The sequence below is a fragment of the Nocardiopsis rhodophaea genome (genome assembly GCF_039530945.1).
Lineage (GTDB): Bacteria > Actinomycetota > Actinomycetes > Streptosporangiales > Streptosporangiaceae > Nocardiopsis_C > Nocardiopsis_C rhodophaea.
The window spans coordinates 198,473-215,238 of record NZ_BAAAPC010000005.1 but is presented as its reverse complement, the minus strand read 5'-3'; the positions used below and the strand labels follow the sequence as shown (position 1 = coordinate 215,238).

At 71.7% G+C, this 16,766-nt stretch carries 14 protein-coding genes and 1 riboswitch; of the genes, 8 read left to right on the top strand and 6 right to left on the bottom strand.

Annotation, left to right across the window (positions count from 1 at the left end; genetic code table 11):
* Nucleotides 1-37: 37 nt before the first annotated feature.
* On the top strand, nt 38-1,309 hold the full coding sequence (locus tag ABD259_RS07670) for a helix-turn-helix domain-containing protein (RefSeq protein ID WP_344105077.1): 1,272 nt from the start codon (nt 38-40) through the stop codon (nt 1,307-1,309).
* A gap of 219 nt (nt 1,310-1,528) precedes the next feature.
* Nucleotides 1,529-2,002 (top strand): hypothetical protein, encoded by a 474-nt coding sequence (locus tag ABD259_RS07665; RefSeq protein WP_344105161.1) that lies wholly within the window; start codon nt 1,529-1,531, stop codon nt 2,000-2,002.
* A gap of 32 nt (nt 2,003-2,034) precedes the next feature.
* On the opposite strand, the gene ABD259_RS07660 is transcribed toward ABD259_RS07665, so the two are convergent.
* Nucleotides 2,035-3,198 carry a site-2 protease family protein gene (locus ABD259_RS07660; protein ID WP_412759420.1) on the bottom strand — a complete coding sequence of 388 codons (1,164 nt, stop codon included), beginning with the start codon at nt 3,196-3,198 and terminating at the stop codon, nt 2,035-2,037.
* A gap of 76 nt (nt 3,199-3,274) precedes the next feature.
* On the opposite strand from ABD259_RS07660, the gene ABD259_RS07655 reads away from it, so the two are divergent.
* The 6 genes from ABD259_RS07655 to ABD259_RS07630 all read left to right on the top strand — a co-directional run bounded on the left by ABD259_RS07655 (nt 3,275) and on the right by ABD259_RS07630 (nt 9,389).
* Nucleotides 3,275-4,123: a RecB family exonuclease gene (locus ABD259_RS07655; RefSeq protein ID WP_344105075.1), complete on the top strand. Its 849-nt coding sequence runs from the start codon at nt 3,275-3,277 to the stop codon at nt 4,121-4,123.
* Nucleotides 4,124-4,443: 320 nt separating this feature from the next.
* Nucleotides 4,444-5,628: a sensor histidine kinase gene (locus tag ABD259_RS07650; protein ID WP_344161169.1), complete on the top strand. Its 1,185-nt coding sequence runs from the start codon at nt 4,444-4,446 to the stop codon at nt 5,626-5,628.
* 47 nt (nt 5,629-5,675) lie between these two features.
* Nucleotides 5,676-6,359 carry a response regulator gene (locus ABD259_RS07645; protein WP_344105070.1) on the top strand — a complete coding sequence of 228 codons (684 nt, stop codon included), beginning with the start codon at nt 5,676-5,678 and terminating at the stop codon, nt 6,357-6,359.
* A 352-nt stretch (nt 6,360-6,711) separates the two neighbouring features.
* A complete protein-coding gene (locus ABD259_RS07640; RefSeq protein ID WP_344105068.1) occupies nt 6,712-8,139 on the top strand; it encodes a threonine/serine exporter family protein in 1,428 nt (475 codons plus the stop codon).
* A gap of 94 nt (nt 8,140-8,233) precedes the next feature.
* Nucleotides 8,234-8,953: an endonuclease V gene (locus ABD259_RS07635; RefSeq protein ID WP_412759419.1), complete on the top strand. Its 720-nt coding sequence runs from the start codon at nt 8,234-8,236 to the stop codon at nt 8,951-8,953.
* Between the two features lie 238 nt (nt 8,954-9,191).
* Nucleotides 9,192-9,389 (top strand): DUF5999 family protein, encoded by a 198-nt coding sequence (locus ABD259_RS07630; RefSeq protein ID WP_344105064.1) that lies wholly within the window; start codon nt 9,192-9,194, stop codon nt 9,387-9,389.
* A 135-nt stretch (nt 9,390-9,524) separates the two neighbouring features.
* Here ABD259_RS07630 and ABD259_RS07625 read toward each other — a convergent pair whose 3' ends face one another.
* The 5 genes from ABD259_RS07625 to ABD259_RS07605 all read right to left on the bottom strand — a co-directional run bounded on the left by ABD259_RS07625 (nt 9,525) and on the right by ABD259_RS07605 (nt 16,721).
* On the bottom strand, nt 9,525-10,202 hold the full coding sequence (locus ABD259_RS07625) for an alpha/beta hydrolase family protein (RefSeq protein WP_344161166.1): 678 nt from the start codon (nt 10,200-10,202) through the stop codon (nt 9,525-9,527).
* 25 nt (nt 10,203-10,227) lie between these two features.
* Nucleotides 10,228-11,472 carry a tetratricopeptide repeat protein gene (locus tag ABD259_RS07620; RefSeq protein WP_344161163.1) on the bottom strand — a complete coding sequence of 415 codons (1,245 nt, stop codon included), beginning with the start codon at nt 11,470-11,472 and terminating at the stop codon, nt 10,228-10,230.
* A gap of 333 nt (nt 11,473-11,805) precedes the next feature.
* On the bottom strand, nt 11,806-14,697 hold the full coding sequence (gene gcvP, locus ABD259_RS07615) for an aminomethyl-transferring glycine dehydrogenase (RefSeq protein WP_344105058.1): 2,892 nt from the start codon (nt 14,695-14,697) through the stop codon (nt 11,806-11,808).
* A gap of 120 nt (nt 14,698-14,817) precedes the next feature.
* Nucleotides 14,818-14,907, bottom strand: a riboswitch (glycine riboswitch).
* Nucleotides 14,908-15,325: 418 nt separating this feature from the next.
* Nucleotides 15,326-15,922, bottom strand: coding sequence for a MerR family transcriptional regulator (locus tag ABD259_RS07610; RefSeq protein WP_344105056.1), 597 nt, complete (start codon nt 15,920-15,922; stop codon nt 15,326-15,328).
* A gap of 328 nt (nt 15,923-16,250) precedes the next feature.
* Nucleotides 16,251-16,721: a bifunctional nuclease family protein gene (locus ABD259_RS07605; RefSeq protein ID WP_344105157.1), complete on the bottom strand. Its 471-nt coding sequence runs from the start codon at nt 16,719-16,721 to the stop codon at nt 16,251-16,253.
* Between the last annotated feature and the right edge of the window lie 45 nt (nt 16,722-16,766).

Sequence of the window (16,766 nt, the reverse complement as noted above, 5' to 3'; positions counted from 1 at the left end):
AGCCCCGGCGGAGGGCCCACCGCCCTAATCTAGGCTCATGCCTCAACGTGACGGCGCACTTTCGCCGGAGTTTTGGTCCCGCTCCTCGATGGCCGCCGCACTGGCAACGTGTGACATGGCGGTGATCGTTGAGGAGGTGCGGCTCGCCCGCGGTTGGTCCCAGGGCGAGCTGGCCCGGATCGTGGGCTATTCGCAGAGCTGGGTCTCGCGTGTGGTCAACGGGCAGCAGTCGCTGACCGTCGACCAGGTTCGCGAAGTCGCGGAGCGGCTTGAGGTCCCGATCCACCTGCTCCGGTTCGCGCGGGCCACCGCACCGGGGAGGGGGGCGGAACCAACGAGACGCAGAGAATTCGGCCGGGTGGTCGCAGCCGCGGCGGTCACACTGCCCGCTATGGCGGCCATGAGCGTCGACATCGACGAGAACACCGCGGCCGCGCTCCGCGCGATCACCGGGAGCCAGAGGCGCCTCGACGCCATGGCCCCGGCCCGCGATCTGGCGGGGGCGGCCGCCTCCCATCTGGACCTCATCACCACGACGCTGGAACGATCGGGCCGCACACCGTACGCGCCGCAGATCGCCGCGGCGGCCAGCGAGGCGGCGGGCTTCACCGCCTGGCTGCACAACGACATGGGCGACGCCGGGTCGGCCCGGCACCACTACCGCGCCTCCATTGCCTACGCCCGGCGCGCCCACAACAGCCTGCTGACCGCCTACATGGTCGGCAGTCTCGCGGCGTTCGAGATCGACAGCGGAGACCCCGAGCTGGGACTCTCTCTGACGCGCGAGGCCGGGCGCCATCTCGGTCCCGACGCTCACCCCACCGCTCGGGCGTGGCTGGCGTGCGTGCGGGCGCTGGGGCACTCCTCAATCGGCGCCGCGGCGGCGGCCTCGCGGGACATCGCGCTGGCGGAGGCCGGGGTGAACCGCCGCGACAACACCGACCCTCCGTGGCCCTGGGTGTTCGCCTTCGACCAGGCCAAGGTCGCCGGGTACCGGGCGCTGACGGGGGTGCGGCTGCGTCGGCCCCACGATGCCCGCACCGCCTTCAGAGAGGCTTTCGACGGCGCCGGTCCGGCGGGGAAGCAGGGGGCCGTGCTCCAGGTGGAGCTGGCATCGGCGCATGCCGACGCCGGCGATGTCGACGAGGCGTTCCGATTGGCCACCGAGGCACTGGGCGTCGGCGTGCGGATGCGCTCCGAGCGGGTGATCGGCCGGGTGCGCCGTTTCCGCCGCGCCTATCGGGGACCCCGGGCCCGCAGCGTGCGGGAGTTCGACGAGCGGCTGCCCGAGCTGCTGTCCGGCTCCTGAGCTCTCGCGCGCGGTGTCGGCTGCCCGCACCATCGACGCCGCCACTCCCTGCGTTGATCTCGGCGGTATCGACGGAATTCTGGCGGGCCGCGTCAAGTGGTGAGTGCAACCATGGCTCACGCCACCGGGTCGGGAGCGATCAGGTTGAAGAACAAACCGTTGAAACTGGGGTAGTTCCCTCAGCAAGGCATCGGCTCTGGGGAGGGGAGCAGCATGACCTTGCGACGCATCGCCGTCACCGGCCACCGGGGACTGGCTCCGGAGGTGGAACGAGCCGTCGACACCGCGCTCCGCGCCCACCTCGCCCCGTTCGACGGCGAGATGGTGGGGCTCTCCTGTCTGGCCGACGGCGCCGACACGCTCTTCGCCCGGGCCGTCGTGGACGCCGGGGCGCCGCTGGAGGTCGTCGTTCCGGCCGAGGCGTACCGAGACGCACTGCCCGCCGAACACCACGCGGAGTATGACGCGCTGCTGCGGCGGGCCGTGCTGGTGCACCGGCTCCCTCACCTGGAGTCGACGCCGGAGTCGCACATGGACGCGGGACGGCACATGGTCGACCACTGCGACGAGCTCGTCGCGATCTGGGACGGGGCGCCGTCGCGCGGTGAGGGCGGTACCGCCGACATCGTGGACTACGCCCACGACCAGGAGTGTCCGGTGGTGGTGATCTGGCCGGAGGGCGCGCGGCGCTGAGGCGGGGTTCACTCGGCCGCGCGGGTCCGGCCCTACCGGCTGAACGCCGCTTCGACGTCGGTGACACGCAGGACGCCGTACACGCTGCCGTCCGGCTCGACCAGCAGGTAGTCGGGCACGGGGTGGCGGCGCAGCTCACCCAGCAGGCTCTCCCCGCCCAGGTCGGCTCCGAGGACCGACCCGGAGGTGATGGCGCGCGCGACGCTGGAGACCGGCACCCAGGGGCGGCGGGCGTCGGGGACGGCCTGGGCGGCGTCCTCGTTCACGATCGAGGTGGGGGTGCCCGCGGTGTCGATGACGAGGATCGCCCCGGCTTCGGCCTCCTCCATGCGGCGCCGTGCCTCGGCCAGGGGCGTGTCCGCCGCCACGACGACGGGCCGCCGGGCCAGAAGCCGGGCGCTCAGCCGCGGGATACGCTCACGGATCCGCGCGGTGCGCAGCGCCGATCCGGCGCCCATCCAGATGAAGGCGGCCAGCAGCACGCCCCACAGCACCGCGAAGACGCTCGGGGAGGTCTGCTGCCACCAGGCGAACAGGAACGGCAGGGTCACGACCACGGCGGCGAGCAGCCGACCGCCCCAGGCGGCGACCACCGTCCCGGCGGTGGGGCGGCGGGTCACCTGCCACACGGCGGCGCGGACCAGCCGACCGCCGTCCAGGGGCAGCCCCGGCAGCAGGTTGAACAGGCCGACGAGGAGGTTGGCGACCCACAGCTGCCACAGCAGCACACCGACGATGGTGAACGGGTCGACCAGACCGTAGGCCATGAAGCCCAGGCCCGCCAGCACCAGGGACAGCAGCGGCCCGGAGAACGCCACCCAGAACTCCTGGCGGGCGGTGGGCGCCTCGCGTTCGATCTCGGAGACCCCGCCGAGCATGTACAGCGTGATGCGCCGGACCGGCAGGCCGTAGAGACGGGCGACCACCGAGTGGGCGAGCTCGTGGATGAGCACCGAGGCGTACAGCAGCACCGCGAAGACGAACGCCACCACGTAGGAGAGCGGGCCCAGCGCCAGCGTGCTTTCGACCACCGGCTTGTACAGCACGGTGATGATGACGGCGATGACGATCCACGACGGCGTCACGTACACGGGAATGCCGAACGGCCGCCCCATGAGCAGTCCCGCGCGGCGGTCGGCCGGGCGGGAGCCGTTCTCCGGCGGTGTGGGCGTCGTGGCACTTCCGTGTTCGGTCACGGTGTCCAGGCTACCCAGGCCGACGCCGTGGAAAGCGTGGCACGCGGCCAGGCTCGCCGTCATAGGCTGGTGGGTCATGGACTCCCCGCACTCCGGCCCCGCGATCCCGGCCCTCTCCCCGTCCCGCGTCGCCGATTTCCTGCAGTGCCCGCTGCTGTTCCGGTTCCGCGTCATCGACCGGCTACCGGAGAAGCCGAGCGCGGCGGCCCTGCGCGGCACCCTGGTCCACGCCGTGCTGGAGCGGCTCTTCGAGCTGCCCGCCGAGAACCGCACCCCGCGCACCGCCCTGTCGCTGGTGCGACCGCAGTGGGAGCGGCTGCGCGGGCAGCGTCCGGAGAGCGAGGAGCTGTTCTCCTCCGACGAGGAGCGGGAGGCGTGGCTGGAGGAGGCGCGCACTCTGCTGGGCCGCTACTTCGAGATGGAGCGGCCCGAGCGTCTCGAACCCCGTGAGCGCGAGATGCGGCTGGAGGTGACCCTCGAATCGGGGCTGCGGCTGCGCGGGTATGTCGACCGCCTCGACGTGGCGCCCACCGGCCAGATCCGCGTCGTGGACTACAAGACCGGCAAGTCCCCCCATCCGCGCTTCGAGGACAAAGCGAAGTTCCAGATCTTCTTCTACGCGGTGATGATCTGGCGCGAACTCGGCGAGATCCCCACCCGGCTGCAGCTGATGTACCTGGGCGACGGCGGGGTGCGCTGGTACGAGCCGACCAAGGACGAGCTGCTGGCGGCCGAAGCGGAGATCCTGTCCATCTGGAGGGAGATCGAGGCGACCGCGCGGTCGGGCCGGTGGGAGCCGCGGCGCAGCAAGCTGTGCGGCTGGTGTGACCACCAGGAGGTGTGCCCGGAATTCGGCGGCACTCCCCCGCCCCTGCCGCTGAACCCTCCGTCGGGCGCGCCCTCCGCGCGTCCCGGCTCCCACTGACCCCGCACGCGCGATGTCGGTTTTCCGCCGCGCCCCTCCGTTGATCTCGGGGTGTCATCCGTAATTCGGTCGACACCCCGAGATCAACGGAGAAGGGTGGGGATGGGGTGGTGACGTGAACCCGGGAGCCGTGCCAACGGTCCCGCACGGGTTCGGGCCAGGCGGCTTGGAAACGTGAAGCGAGTTCATCCTGGCGTAGGAGGCGAAATCCCCCGGCCGGAGGTCGGTCCGCCCCTGGTCCCGCGTCTAGCGTGGAGAGCGTGACCTACCCGACGCCACAGCACCCGTCACCCTCATTCCCGTGGGGTCGCTGGCGTCAGGTGTCCCGCGCGCGCATCACCGACGTGCTCATCGTGCTGCTGCTGATCGCGCTCAACACGGCGCTGCTGCCGTTGGCGCTCGACGACCCCGAACTCGCCCGCTTGTGGCCGAACCGGATCGGCGGGCTGGTCGCGGGCGCCGTGCTGGCGCTGGTCCTGCTGATACGCCGCTCCCATCCGATGCTCGCGATGTCGGTCCTGATCCTCGGCGGGATCGGCGCCGACAACGCACAGATGTTCGTCTGGGGGTCGGCCACCCCCGGCCTCGGCGTGGCCGTCTACTCGACCTCGCGCTATCTGGAGCTGCGCCGCGCCCTCTTCGGGCCGGTGCTCGGAGTGGTTCTGTATCTTGTGGCCCTCCAGCTCACGCCCATGGATACTTTGGCGATCCCGCTGTGGGTCGACTTCGCTTTCTATCTTGGCTGCCTCGTGGCCGTCTGGTGGCTGGGGCGGCTGGTCCGCATGCGCGTCTACGACATGCGGGAGCTGAAGGCCCGGGCCAAGCGGCTGGAGCGAGCGCGCGACGCCCGTACCCGGGCGGTCCTGGCCGAGGAGCGCTCGCGCATCGCCCGCGAGCTGCACGACGTGGTCGCCCACCACATCAGCGTGATGACCGTGCAGGCCACGGCCGGGCAGCGGATCATCGACCGGTCTCCGGACCGGGCGCGCCAGGCGCTGCTCGACATCGAGGAGACGGGGCGGCTCGCGTTGTCGGAGATGCGCCGGATCGTGGGGGTGCTGCGGACACCGCAGGACGAGGCCGACCGCTCGCCCCGGCCCGGCGTCGACGGTCTTCGGGACTTGGTCGAGCAGATGCGTGAGACCGGAATGCGGGTCGAGCTGCGCGTCGACGGCGAGGTGCCGCCGGACCTGGCCCCGGGCCTGGACCTCACGCTCTACCGGGTGGTGCAGGAGTCCCTGACCAACGTGCTCAAGCACGCCGGGCGGCGGGCCGCCGCGATTGTGACCCTGGCCTTCGAGCGGCGGACCGTGACGGTGACGGTCGCCGACGACGGAACGGGGCCCGCGGCCGACCTGCGCACGGCCGACGAACCCGGCCACGGCCTGGTGGGCATGCGCGAACGGGTCGGCCTGTACGGCGGGGAGCTGTACACGGGTCCACGCCCCAGCGGCGGCTTCGAGGTGCGTGCGCGGGTGCCCGTGGAGGCCGGATCCGGCCGTTGACCGGTCCCGGGGTCACCATAAGTCCGACGATCGGGAACAATCTTCACATGCCCATCAGTGTCCTGCTCGTCGATGACCAGCCGCTCCTCCGCACCGGCTTCCGGCTCATCCTGGAATCCGAACCCGAGATCTCCATCGTCGGTGAGGCCTCCGACGGCCACGAAGCGATCGCCTCGACCAAGCGGCTCCTTCCGGACGTCGTGCTCATGGACATCCGCATGCCGGGCAAGGACGGCATCGACGCCACCCGCGAGATCCTGCGCTGGTCGCACGAGACCGGACGCGAGATCCGCGTCCTCGTCCTGACCACCTTCGACCTCGACGAGTACGTCGTCGAGGCGCTGCGGGCCGGGGCGAGCGGCTTCCTCCTCAAGGACGTGCCGCCCGACGAGCTGGTGGGGGCGATCCGCGTGGTCTTCGACGGTGCCGCGATCGTCGCGCCGACGATCACCCGGCGGCTGCTCGACCGCTTCGCCGACAAGCTGCCATCCACGCGGGAGCAGCCCGCTCCGCGCCTGGACCACCTCACCGAGCGCGAACGCGAGGTGCTGCGGCTGCTCGCGCGGGGCCTGTCCAACGCGGAGATCGCGCGCCGTTTGGTCGTCAGCGAGACGACGGTGAAGACGCACGTGGGCAATGTTTTGACCAAGCTCGACCTGCGCGACCGGGTGCAGGCGGTGGTGCACGCCTACGAAACCGGCATCATCCGACCAGGTGAGAGCGAGGATTGACGGACCATGGGCGGCGCTGGGCAGCGGCGTCTCGGATAGTGTGTGGCACTGGCCCCGCCCCCCACCGCCTCCGTCGCCTCGACGTGGCTCCGCACGCGGCGCGACACCGCGACGGCGACCCCGGTTCCCATCGATTCCATTTCGAGCTGCGACGATGATCCGGAGCGACACTCCGCGCCATCACCCGGCGGGGCTGTCCGCTCGGCCAGCGAGTGACCGATTTCACTCGTCCTACGGTGGGATGTGCGGCCAACCACGACCGGAGACGCGGCGTCCCATCCGTGACCCGACCCAGCCGCCGTACCGACCCCGGCGGCACACTGCCCCATTGAGGAGTAATCGAAGGTCCCCGATGGCCGAGAACCCGAAGAAGCCGACCTCGCTGAACGAGAACAACCTACTGACCCGCCTTCGGGACTGGCGTACGGCGCGCGAACCGGAACTCCACGCCGACGGCCTCGACGACGACATCATCGAGCTGCCCGACCCGCGCGCCATCGACCTGGTGCTGCGCGTCGGCGAACTGCTGCTGGCCAGCGGCGAGAGCACCGAGGCGGTCAGCGAGGCCATGCTGAGCCTGTCCGTCGCCTTCGAGATGCCGCGGACCGAGGTCTCGGTGACGTTTACGGCCATCACGATCTCCGCCCACCCCGGCGGGGACTACCCTCCCGTCACGGGTGAGCGGGTCGTCCGGCGCCGCACGCTCGACTACTTCCGGGTCAACGAGCTGCACGCCCTCGTCCAGGACGCGGCTCTCGGGCAGGTGGAGCTGGAGGGCGCGATCGCGCGACTGCGCGCCATCAAGCGGAGCCGCCCGCCCTACCCCAACTGGCTGATCATCGTCGGGTTCGGGCTGATCGCCTCCAGCGCCAGCCTCATGGTCGGCGGGCAATTCATCGTCGCCACGGCGGCGTTCCTCGCCACGGTGCTGGGCGACCGCACCTCCGCCTTCCTGGCCAAGCGCGGGATCGCGGAGTTCTACCAGATGGCCGCGGCGGCGGTAACCGCGTCGAGCATCGGGGTGGCGCTGCTGTGGGTCAGCACGGAGTTGGAGCTGGGGCTGCACGCCGGGGCGATCATCACCGGTAACATCATGGCGCTCCTGCCGGGGCGCCCCCTGGTCTCCAGCCTGCAGGACGGGATCGCGGGCGCCTATGTGTCGTCGGCGGCGCGGCTGTTGGAAGTGTTCTTCACTCTCGGCGCGATCGTGTCCGGTGTCGGTGCCGTCGCCTACACGGCGGTCCGGCTGGGCGTCAACATGGACTTGGAGAACCTGCCCAGCGCCGGCACCAGTCTGGATATCGTGGTGCTCATCGGCGCGGCGGGGATCGCGATGGCCTTCGCGGTCTCGCTGACCGTGCCTCCGCGCATGCTGCCCGTGATCGGCGCGATGGGCGTACTGATCTGGGTCATCAACGCCGGGCTGCGGTCGGTGACCGAAGCGCCGCCCATCATTGGGACCGTCGCCGGTGCGATGGCCATCGGGATCGTCGGGCACTGGCTGGCGCGGCGCACCCGGCGGCCGGTACTGTCCTACGTCGTCCCCTCCATTGCCCCGCTGCTGCCGGGCAGCGTCCTGTACCGGGGGCTGCTGCACATGGCCTTGGGCGAGCCGCTGGCCGGGCTGCTGGGCCTCGCCGAGGCGGTCGCGATCGGCATGGCCCTGGGTGCGGGCGTCAACCTCGGTGGGGAACTCATTCGCGCCTTCTACCGCGGCGGGCTCGCGGGCGGGGGGCGGAGCACCCGTCCGGCGGCCCGCCGGACACGCGGCGGGTACTGAGGGACGGCTCGGAGCAGCCGTATCCCCCGGTGCGGACCGGTCTGGCGCGGCGTCCCACCGATGCCGTTACGTTGGCCCCATGAACGCGAGCCCCATGAACAGCGAGCCGTCCCCCTCCACGACGCCCGGCTCCCCCACCCTGCCGTCCACGCTGTGGCCGCGCGCCGCCGAGCCGCCGTCGGTGGAGGAGGCGCGCGCCCTGCAGGAGCGCCTGGCCCCCGAGGTCCGCGCGCAGCCCCTGGACGTGGAGCGGGTGGAGCTGGTCGCGGGGCTCGACGTCAGCTACACCGAAGGGCGCCTGGTGGCGGCCGCGGTGGTGCTGTCCGCACGCACCCTGGAGGTCGTCGACTCCGCGACGGTGGCCTCCGAGCCGCGCTTCCCCTATGTTCCCGGGCTGTTCGCCTTCCGCGAGCTGCCGCCGCTCACCGACGCGATCGACCGACTGGGCACCCCGCCCGACGTTTTCGTCTGCGACGGCTTCGGCCTGGCGCACCCGCGCCGGTTCGGTCTCGCCTGCCACCTGGGGGTGCTGCTGGACCGGCCGACCCTCGGGGTCGGCAAGACGCCGTTCATCGGCCGTGCCGAGCCTCCGGCGCCGGAGCGCGGGGCGTGGTCGCCGCTGGTCGACGACGGCGAGGTGGTGGGGCGCGCGCTGCGCACCCGCACCGGGGTGAAGCCGGTCTATGTCTCCATCGGCCACCGCGTCGACCTCGACAGCGCGACCGAGCTGGTGCTCCGGATGGCGCCGAGCTACCGCGTGCCCGAGCCGATCCGCCGCGCCGACCGGCTGTCCCGGGACCGCCTGGGGGTGTGACCGCCCACCGCCCCGGCGGCGGTGTCGCCGAGGACCGGCGGGCCGAAGGGGTGGGACGCAGGCCGCGGGTCCCAGGTTCCCCCAGACCGGACGATGGCCACACCTGGCCGTTTCCGCACCAACCTGGCATTTCGCGCATCACATCACACGAAAAGGGAGATGCTATGTGGTGTAGGCCACTAGAGTGCGTTTGGTGCATCTCGCAGGAAACACGAGACCAACGAACCGGAGGCACACGATGTGCCAGCATGTACCCGACTGCCCGGGCTTCGACGACGTCGACCGTGAAGCGGCGCGCGTGATCGCCAGCCACCCGGAACAGGGGTGGAGCCTACTGTGCAACGGCGTCGTCATCTTCGAGGACACCGGGGAGCTCCTTCCCAACGGTGGTGTGATCGATCCGCATCGGCCTACCGACATTCACGCGGCGGCCTGAGCCACCCCCGCCGCCCGTCCCTTCCCCTCCTCCGGGCGGGATCGGCCCCGCGACGGCGCGGCCCGCGACCGCGCCACCGACAGCCACGTCAGCTCCACGACGCACCGCATGATCCGACGACGGGGAATCGCCCGTTCACGCAACGTGGCGGGCGACCCACTCCACCACGACCCCCGCCACGGCCCCCGGATCCTTGGCGAGATCGTGCCGCTCCCCCGGCCGGACCGCCAGCGTCGTGGCGTCGGCCGCGTCGGGCACACCGAACGGATCCCGATCACCGTTGACCACGAGCGTGGGGACACCCGCCGCGCGCAGCTCCGCCGCGCGCGACCGCTCCGGCTTGCCCGGCGGATGCAGGGGGAACGCCAGTGCGACCACGGCGGCCGCCCCCAGCCCCGCGGCCGTCCGGCAGGCGACCCGGGCGCCGTTACTCCGGCCGCTGAGCACCAGCGGCACGTCCGCGAACTCCGGGCGCGCGGTCAGGGCCTCCACCACCGCGCGCCACGCCTCGTCCTGCGGCTCCGTCTTCGCCCCGGGCATCTTGCGCCCGGCCACGCGGTAGGACTGCGTGACCCGGGCGACGGCGGCGCCCTCCTTCAGCGCGGCGCCGCACACCGCGTCGATATCGGGCGCGTCCACGCCGCCGCCGGCGCCGTGGGTGATGACGAGCAGGTACCGGGGGCGGCCGTCGGGGTGATCCAGGTCCACCCGGGCCGGTCCCCGGGGCGTGGTGATGACGAGCAGGTACCGGGGGCGGCCGTCGGGGTGATCCAGGTCCACCCGGGCCGGTCCCCGGGGCGTAGCGATCTCCATTAGACCTTCGTTGGTTGTCTCGGCCTCACCGGCGCGGACCGTCGTGGTCCGGCCAGCCTTCGGAGAGGACGTCCGCTTCGGCGCCGGTGGCCAGGCGCAGGCGTTCGGCGAAGTCCTCGTGCAGCGACCGCCCCCACACGTACGCGCCCGGTGAGCGGACCGCCTCCTGAAGAGTGTGCCGCAGAGCCGCCACCCGTGTCTCGCCGTCCGCGAGGGGCACGGCGAGGCGGGTGTACATCTGATCGACGGCCGAGAACAGCTCGCCGGTGAGCATCGGCAGGCTGCCCTGGGTGACGGCCGCCTCCAGATAGGGGTCCCACCAGGCGACAACCTCCTCCGCCGGGGCGTCTCCCGCCCCTGTTCCCGGTGCCGCGTCCATGCCCCCCTCGGCCGGGCTGTCGGTGTGGGGTGCCAAGAAGCCCCGACGCAACCGTGAGCGCACGTCGGCGGCGGTCGCGGTGTCGCTGTGCGTCAGCCCCAGCTCCCACGTCCGCTCGGCGCCGTCCGCGTCGCCGCGCACGGCGAGCAGGCGGGCCAGCAGTTCGACGGCGGCCGCGGCGGTGGCGGGCTCCACGGTCCGCGCGCCCTCCGGGTCGCTCCGGGAGGCGTCGACGACCGCGCCGAACTCGCCGATCGCGCGCTCCACGCAGACAGCGCCGAGCAGCAGGCGCAGCCGGGGGTGCTCCTCCGCGGCCAGTCCCCGCTGGACGACCTCGGCCGCGGCGTCCACCTCGCCCCGCGCGAGCAGCCGCTCGGCGTAGTCGTGGGCCGCCCGCGCGGCGAGTGCGGTATCCGGTCCCTCCAGGACCTGCCCCCAGTGCGCGACCGCGCCCGCCGCATCGCCCCGTTCTTCGGCGAGCCGGGCGAGCCCGTAGTGGGCCGCCGGGGTGTAGCGGTCGTTCCCGGCGTCGAGCACACCGCGCCACGCCCGCTCCGCCTGCTCGGCGACGCCCTCCGCCTCGTAGGAGAGGGCGAGGTGGTAGGCGGCGCGCGGAGCGTACTCGGGGTGACCGGTGTCCATCGCGATCCGGCCGGCCTCGCGGGCGCCGCTGATGTCGCCCATGTCGTGCCGGACGACCGCGAGCCCGAGCGCGGCCAGCGCACGGTGGCTCCGCGACCCGCCCTCCAGCACTCGGGTGTACACCTGGGCGGCACGCTTGAGGTAGCCGCTTTCGGCCAGATCTCGTGCCTGATCGCAGAGGTTCTGGAAATCCGGCTCCGGGGGCTCGTCGGCGGCGGCGAATGGAGAGTTTCTGGACGTCGCGGTCATGAGGCGTCGCTTTCCGCACGAGGGGATGTGGCCCTCGGACCGCCGAAGCCGCAGTCGATTCGGGCCGTGTTTCTCGGAGACTAACGTGTGGACGCGGGTCTGCGGACGAATCGAGGTCGGTTATTGGCTGAGGGACCGAGGAACCCGCGCCTTTACGATGTAGATACGTAGATCGCGGCCTAATAGCGCGCGACGCGGTGTCCGAATCCAGCGTCGCTCCCGAGCGCCGAACACCGCCGGGACACACCGACGTGGCGTCGGTCCCCGAGGTTCGGGGACCGACGCCACGTCGGATTCATCGCCCGCTTGGCGCGCCTCCGCTGAGGCCCCCTCCTACTCCCCGAAGGCCTCGGGCGGCGGGCACGCGCAGACGAGGTTGCGGTCGCCGTACGCCTGGTCGATGCGGCCGACCGGGGACCAGTACTTGTTCAGCCGCAGCTCCGGCACGGGGTAGCCGGCCTCGCTCCGGCTGTAGGCGTGCTTCCAGTCGTCGGCGGTGAGCGCCTCGGCGGTGTGCGGGGCGTTCTTCAGCGGGTTGTCCTCGGCGTCGTAGGTACCGTCGGCGACGCGGTCGATCTCGGCGCGGATCGCGATCATCGCGTCGATGAAGCGGTCCAGCTCCTGAAGGTTCTCGCTCTCCGTGGGTTCCACCATGAGGGTCCCGGCCACCGGAAAGGACATCGTCGGGGCGTGGAAGCCGTAGTCGATGAGCCGCTTGGCGACGTCCTCGTTGGTGACACCGGTCTTCTTGGCCAGGTCGCGGATGTCGATGATGCACTCGTGGGCGACCAGCCCGCCCTTTCCGGTGTAGAGCACCGGGTAGTAGGGCTCCAGTCGCTTGGCCACGTAGTTGGCGCTGAGTACCGCCACCTCGGTGGCCGAACGCAGGCCCTGCTCGCCCATCATCCGGATGTAGGCCCAGGAGATCGGCAGGATCCCGGCCGAGCCGAACGGCGCCGCCGCGACGGGGCCGACACCGGTGTGCGGCCCCGCGTCGGGCTGGCCCGGGTGGTTGGGCAGGAACCCGGCCAGGTGCGACCGCACCGCCACCGGGCCGACACCCGGACCGCCGCCGCCGTGCGGGATGCAGAAGGTCTTGTGCAGGTTGAGGTGGCTGACGTCGGCGCCGAACTTGCCCGGCTTGGCCCAGCCCAGCAGCGCGTTGAGGTTAGCACCGTCCACGTAGACCTGGCCGCCGGCCTCGTGGACCAGGTGGCACACCTCGGTGATGGTGTCCTCGTAGACGCCGTGGGTGGACGGGTAGGTCACCATCAGCGCGGCCAGTTCGTCGCCGTGCTTGTCGATCTTGGCGCGCAGGTCGTCCATGTCGATGTTGCCGCCCTTGTCGCAGGCCACGACGGCGACCCGCATACCGGCCATCACGGCGCTGGCCGCGTTGGTGCCGTGGGCGGAGCTGGGAATCAGGCAGACCTCGCGCTTGGCCTCACCGCGCTCGCGGTGGTAGCCGCGGATCGCCAGCAGGCCGGCGAGCTCGCCCTGCGAACCGGCGTTGGGCTGCAGCGACACCGCGTCGTACCCGGTCACCTCGGCCAGCCACGTCTCCAGGTCGCGCACCAGGGCGACGGTTCCGGCCGCCTGCTCCAGGGGAGCGAACGGGTGCAGCTCGGCAAACGCCGGCCAGGTGATGGACTCCATCTCGGCCGTGGAGTTGAGCTTCATGGTGCACGAGCCGAGCGGGATCATGCTGCGGTCCAGGGCGAGGTCCTTGTCGGCCAGCCGCCGCATGTAGCGCAGCAGGGACGTCTCGCTGCGGTGGGTGTTGAAGACCTGGTGGTCAAGGTAGTCCACGCCGCGTCGCAACGCCTCGGGCAGGGCGACGGCCGCGCCGTCACCCGCGCCGGCGCCCTCCTTGCCGCCGAACGCCGCGAGCACCAGGTCCAGCTGCGCGTCGGTGGTGGTCTCATCGCAGGAGACGCCGACGATGTCGTCGGAGACGCGCAGCAGGTTGACCCCGCGCTCGCGGGCCGCCTGCAGCACGCCGTCGGCGCCGCCCTGGACGCGGACGCGCAGGGTGTCGAAGAAGTCCCCGTGCACGACCTCGAAGCCGCGGGCGCGCAGTCCCTCGGCGAGCCGGACGGTGCGGCCGTGCACGTCCTCGGCGATCGCGCGCAGCCCGTGCGGACCGTGGTAGACCGCGTACATCCCGGCCATCACCGCGAGCAGGACCTGGGCGGTGCAGATGTTGCTGGTGGCCTTCTCACGGCGGATGTGCTGCTCGCGGGTCTGCAGGGCGAGGCGATAGGCGGGCGTGCCCGCGTTGTCGACCGAGACGCCGACGAGGCGGCCGGGCAGCTGGCGCTGCAGGCCCTCCCGCACCGACATGTAGCCGGCGTGCGGACCACCAAAGCCCATGGGCACGCCGAAGCGCTGCGTCGAGCCGACCGCGATGTCGGCCCCCAGCTCGCCGGGGCTGCGGAGCATGGTCAGGGCGAGGATGTCGGCCGCGACGACCGCCAGGGCGCCGCGCTCGTGCGCGGCCTCGATGACCGGGCGCGGGTCGCGGACGGCGCCGCTGGCGGCGGGGTACTGCACGAGCACGCCGAACGCCTCGATGTCGGGCAGCCCCTCGCTCAGGTCGGCGACGACGATGTCGATACCGAGCGGCTCAGCGCGGGTGCGCAGCACCGACAGCGTCTGCGGGAAAACGTCGGAGTCGACGATGAACGCCGCGGCCTTGCCGCGCGTCGCGCGCCGGGCGAGCGTCATGGCCTCGCCCGCGGCGGTCGCCTCGTCCAGCAGAGAGGACCCGGAGACCGCGCGCCCGGTCAGGTCGCTGACCATCGTCTGGAAGTTCAGCAGGGCTTCGAGGCGCCCCTGGGAGATCTCGGGCTGGTAGGGGGTGTAAGCCGTGTACCAGGCCGGGTTCTCCAGGATGTTGCGGAGGATGACCGGCGGGGTGATGGTGCCGTAGTACCCGCGGCCGATCATCGACGTGAGGACCTGGTTGCGGTCGGCAAGGGCGCGCAGCTCGGCGAGGGCGTCGGTTTCACCGGCCGCCTGCGGGAGCCGCAATGGAGCGGGGCCACCCGGCGTGCTGAGAATGCTCTCCGGGACGGCGGCCGCCATCAGGTCCGTCGTGGACCCGAATCCGACCGCCTTGAGCATGTGGTCGAGTTCCGACGGATCCGGGCCGATGTGCCGGTCGGCGAAAACGCGCGCGGGCGCTCCCCCCGTGGTGTTCTCATGGGTGGGCTGCTCCGGCATGGAGACCTCCTGGTCGCAGTAGCCGTTTCTCGCGGCTGCTCCTATGTGGTCTCCCCCTCTGTCACGCGATACCGCGCAAGCGCGGCGCAGGCGGCAGTGCGCCTGCCGCTCCAGAGTGGCCTCCTCCACGCGGTCCCTGGTGCCTGAGAGGTTACTGGGGAGTATTGCCCCGTCGGCGCCCCTGTCGGGGGTCTCTCCCGCGTGGTATCTACGGTCCGGTCATGTTCATTTGTGGGCAATGCGTTGCGTGAGCACCGCTGGTGTGCGGTGCCCGCGCGCGGTACACGACGACTGGCCCACGAACCATCCATCGGGCATGTCCCAGCGGCCCCTGACGGCAGATCGTGAGCCCGGCGTCTCCTCAAACCGTACTAAACCGTCGCGAGCGCCGCAGCGCTGCCCCTGCCCGGTGGCCGCCCCCGCACGGGGCACAACGGCACCGCCACCTGGGATGTCACAGTTGCTCCACGACGTGGTGGCCCAACGACTGCCGGCGCGGGCATGCCACCGCATCACGGCGAGTCGGACACCGTCGGCGGCCGGGCCCGCGGATCACCCCCGCCACGGCGCGCGGCGGGCGCGCCCCCATCGGCCGCTCGCCGCGCCGGAAGCATTCACCAGGCACGGCCTAGCCGATCCGCCGCTCGCGGCGGCGGCGCGCCAGCTCGTCGTCGGGGTGAGCGTCGGCCGGGAGCGGCAGGTGCTCGCCGGGGAGATCGCGCAGTCGGCCCTCGACCTCGCGCCAGACCCGGCCCAGCGCGATCCCGAACACGCCCTGTCCGCCCTGGAGCAGCTCGACGACCTCGTCGGGCGTCGTGCACTCATAGACACTGACGCCATCGCTCATCAGGGTGATCTGGGCGATGTCCGCGGTGTCGCGGCACTGGAGGTGCTCCACCGCGTTTCGGATCTGCTGCAGGGAGATGCCCGTGTCGATCAGCCGCTTGACGACCTTGAGGATGAGGATGTCGCGGACGCTGTACAGCGGCGGACCGCCGCGGCCGCTCTCCGGGCGCATGCTCGGGCTGACCAGCCCGGTTCTCGCCCAGTAGTCCAGCTGCCGGTAGGTGATGCCAGCAGCCGCACACGCCGTTGGGCCGCGATAGCCGACGTCCATAGGCAGCGCCACCACGTCCTCTTCACACAGCAGCCCCTGCTCCCCCGCCCGCCGTATCGCTGAGCGTGTGAGACCCGAGGCTTGCCGCTTGCCGCTCGTAACCGCCACCGCCGAACCTCCGGCTCCTCGGCCCACGGCGGTTTGACAGGGGGTCGGAGGGTGCGCCGCGGGTTCCTTCGACAATGAAGGTAAGCCGGTCGGATGGACAGCGTCAACGACACCCATCGGCGCGTCGTGGAACCTCTTCGGCTGTTCTGCGGCTCCCCGACCGACCATCCGCAACCCGGCGCTCGGGCCCGTTCACGAGCGGGTGCAGCGGCGGACGCGCGGCGCGAACGAGTCTTTTCCCGGAGCCGCCGCGGTGCGGCCTCCCAGCGGGCGTCACCTGCGGCAGCCCGCCCCGCCGCCCCGGCGGGGCGGGGTCGGCCGGTGCCGCTCAGGTGGTCCGGCCGAAGTCCTCCGGCGTGATCTGGTCGAGGAACTCCCTGAACTTCTCGACCTCGTCCTCCTGCTCGTCCGGGATCGGCACTCCCGCCTCGTCGACGACGTCGTCATGGGCGTAGATCGGCGCGCCGGTGCGCAGGGCGAGGGCGATGGAGTCCGATGGCCGCGCGCTCACTTCGACACCGTTGGAGAAGACGAGGTCGGCGTAGAAGATGCCATCGCTCAGGGACGTGATGTTGACGGTGCTCAGGCTGGCGTCGAGCGCGTCGAGGACGTCCCGGAAGAGGTCATGGGTCAGCGGCCGCGCGGGGACGACTCCCTGCTGGGCCAGAGCGATCGCGGTGGCCTCCACCGCACCGATCCAGATCGGAAGGTAGCGTTCTCCGTCGGACTCTTTGAGCAGGACGATCGGCTGGTTCGAGGGCATCTCGACCCGTACGCCGACGACCTCCATGTGCTTCACTGCGGCTCCGTCCCACGACTCGTCGTGCCGGATGGGCACTCGCCA

Excerpts from the sequence above, each read along its gene's own strand:
- ABD259_RS07670 (WP_344105077.1), top strand. The coding sequence starts at position 38 with ATGCCTCAACGTGACGGCGCACTTTCGCCGGAGTTTTGGTCCCGCTCC.
- ABD259_RS07655 (WP_344105075.1), top strand. The coding sequence starts at position 3,275 with ATGGACTCCCCGCACTCCGGCCCCGCGATCCCGGCCCTCTCCCCGTCC.
- ABD259_RS07645 (WP_344105070.1), top strand. The coding sequence starts at position 5,676 with ATGCCCATCAGTGTCCTGCTCGTCGATGACCAGCCGCTCCTCCGCACC.
- ABD259_RS07640 (WP_344105068.1), top strand. The coding sequence starts at position 6,712 with ATGGCCGAGAACCCGAAGAAGCCGACCTCGCTGAACGAGAACAACCTA.
- ABD259_RS07635 (WP_412759419.1), top strand. The coding sequence starts at position 8,234 with ATGAACAGCGAGCCGTCCCCCTCCACGACGCCCGGCTCCCCCACCCTG.
- ABD259_RS07630 (WP_344105064.1), top strand. The coding sequence starts at position 9,192 with ATGTGCCAGCATGTACCCGACTGCCCGGGCTTCGACGACGTCGACCGT.
- ABD259_RS07625 (WP_344161166.1), bottom strand. The coding sequence starts at position 10,202 with ATGGAGATCGCTACGCCCCGGGGACCGGCCCGGGTGGACCTGGATCAC.
- ABD259_RS07620 (WP_344161163.1), bottom strand. The coding sequence starts at position 11,472 with ATGACCGCGACGTCCAGAAACTCTCCATTCGCCGCCGCCGACGAGCCC.
- gcvP (WP_344105058.1), bottom strand. The coding sequence starts at position 14,697 with ATGCCGGAGCAGCCCACCCATGAGAACACCACGGGGGGAGCGCCCGCG.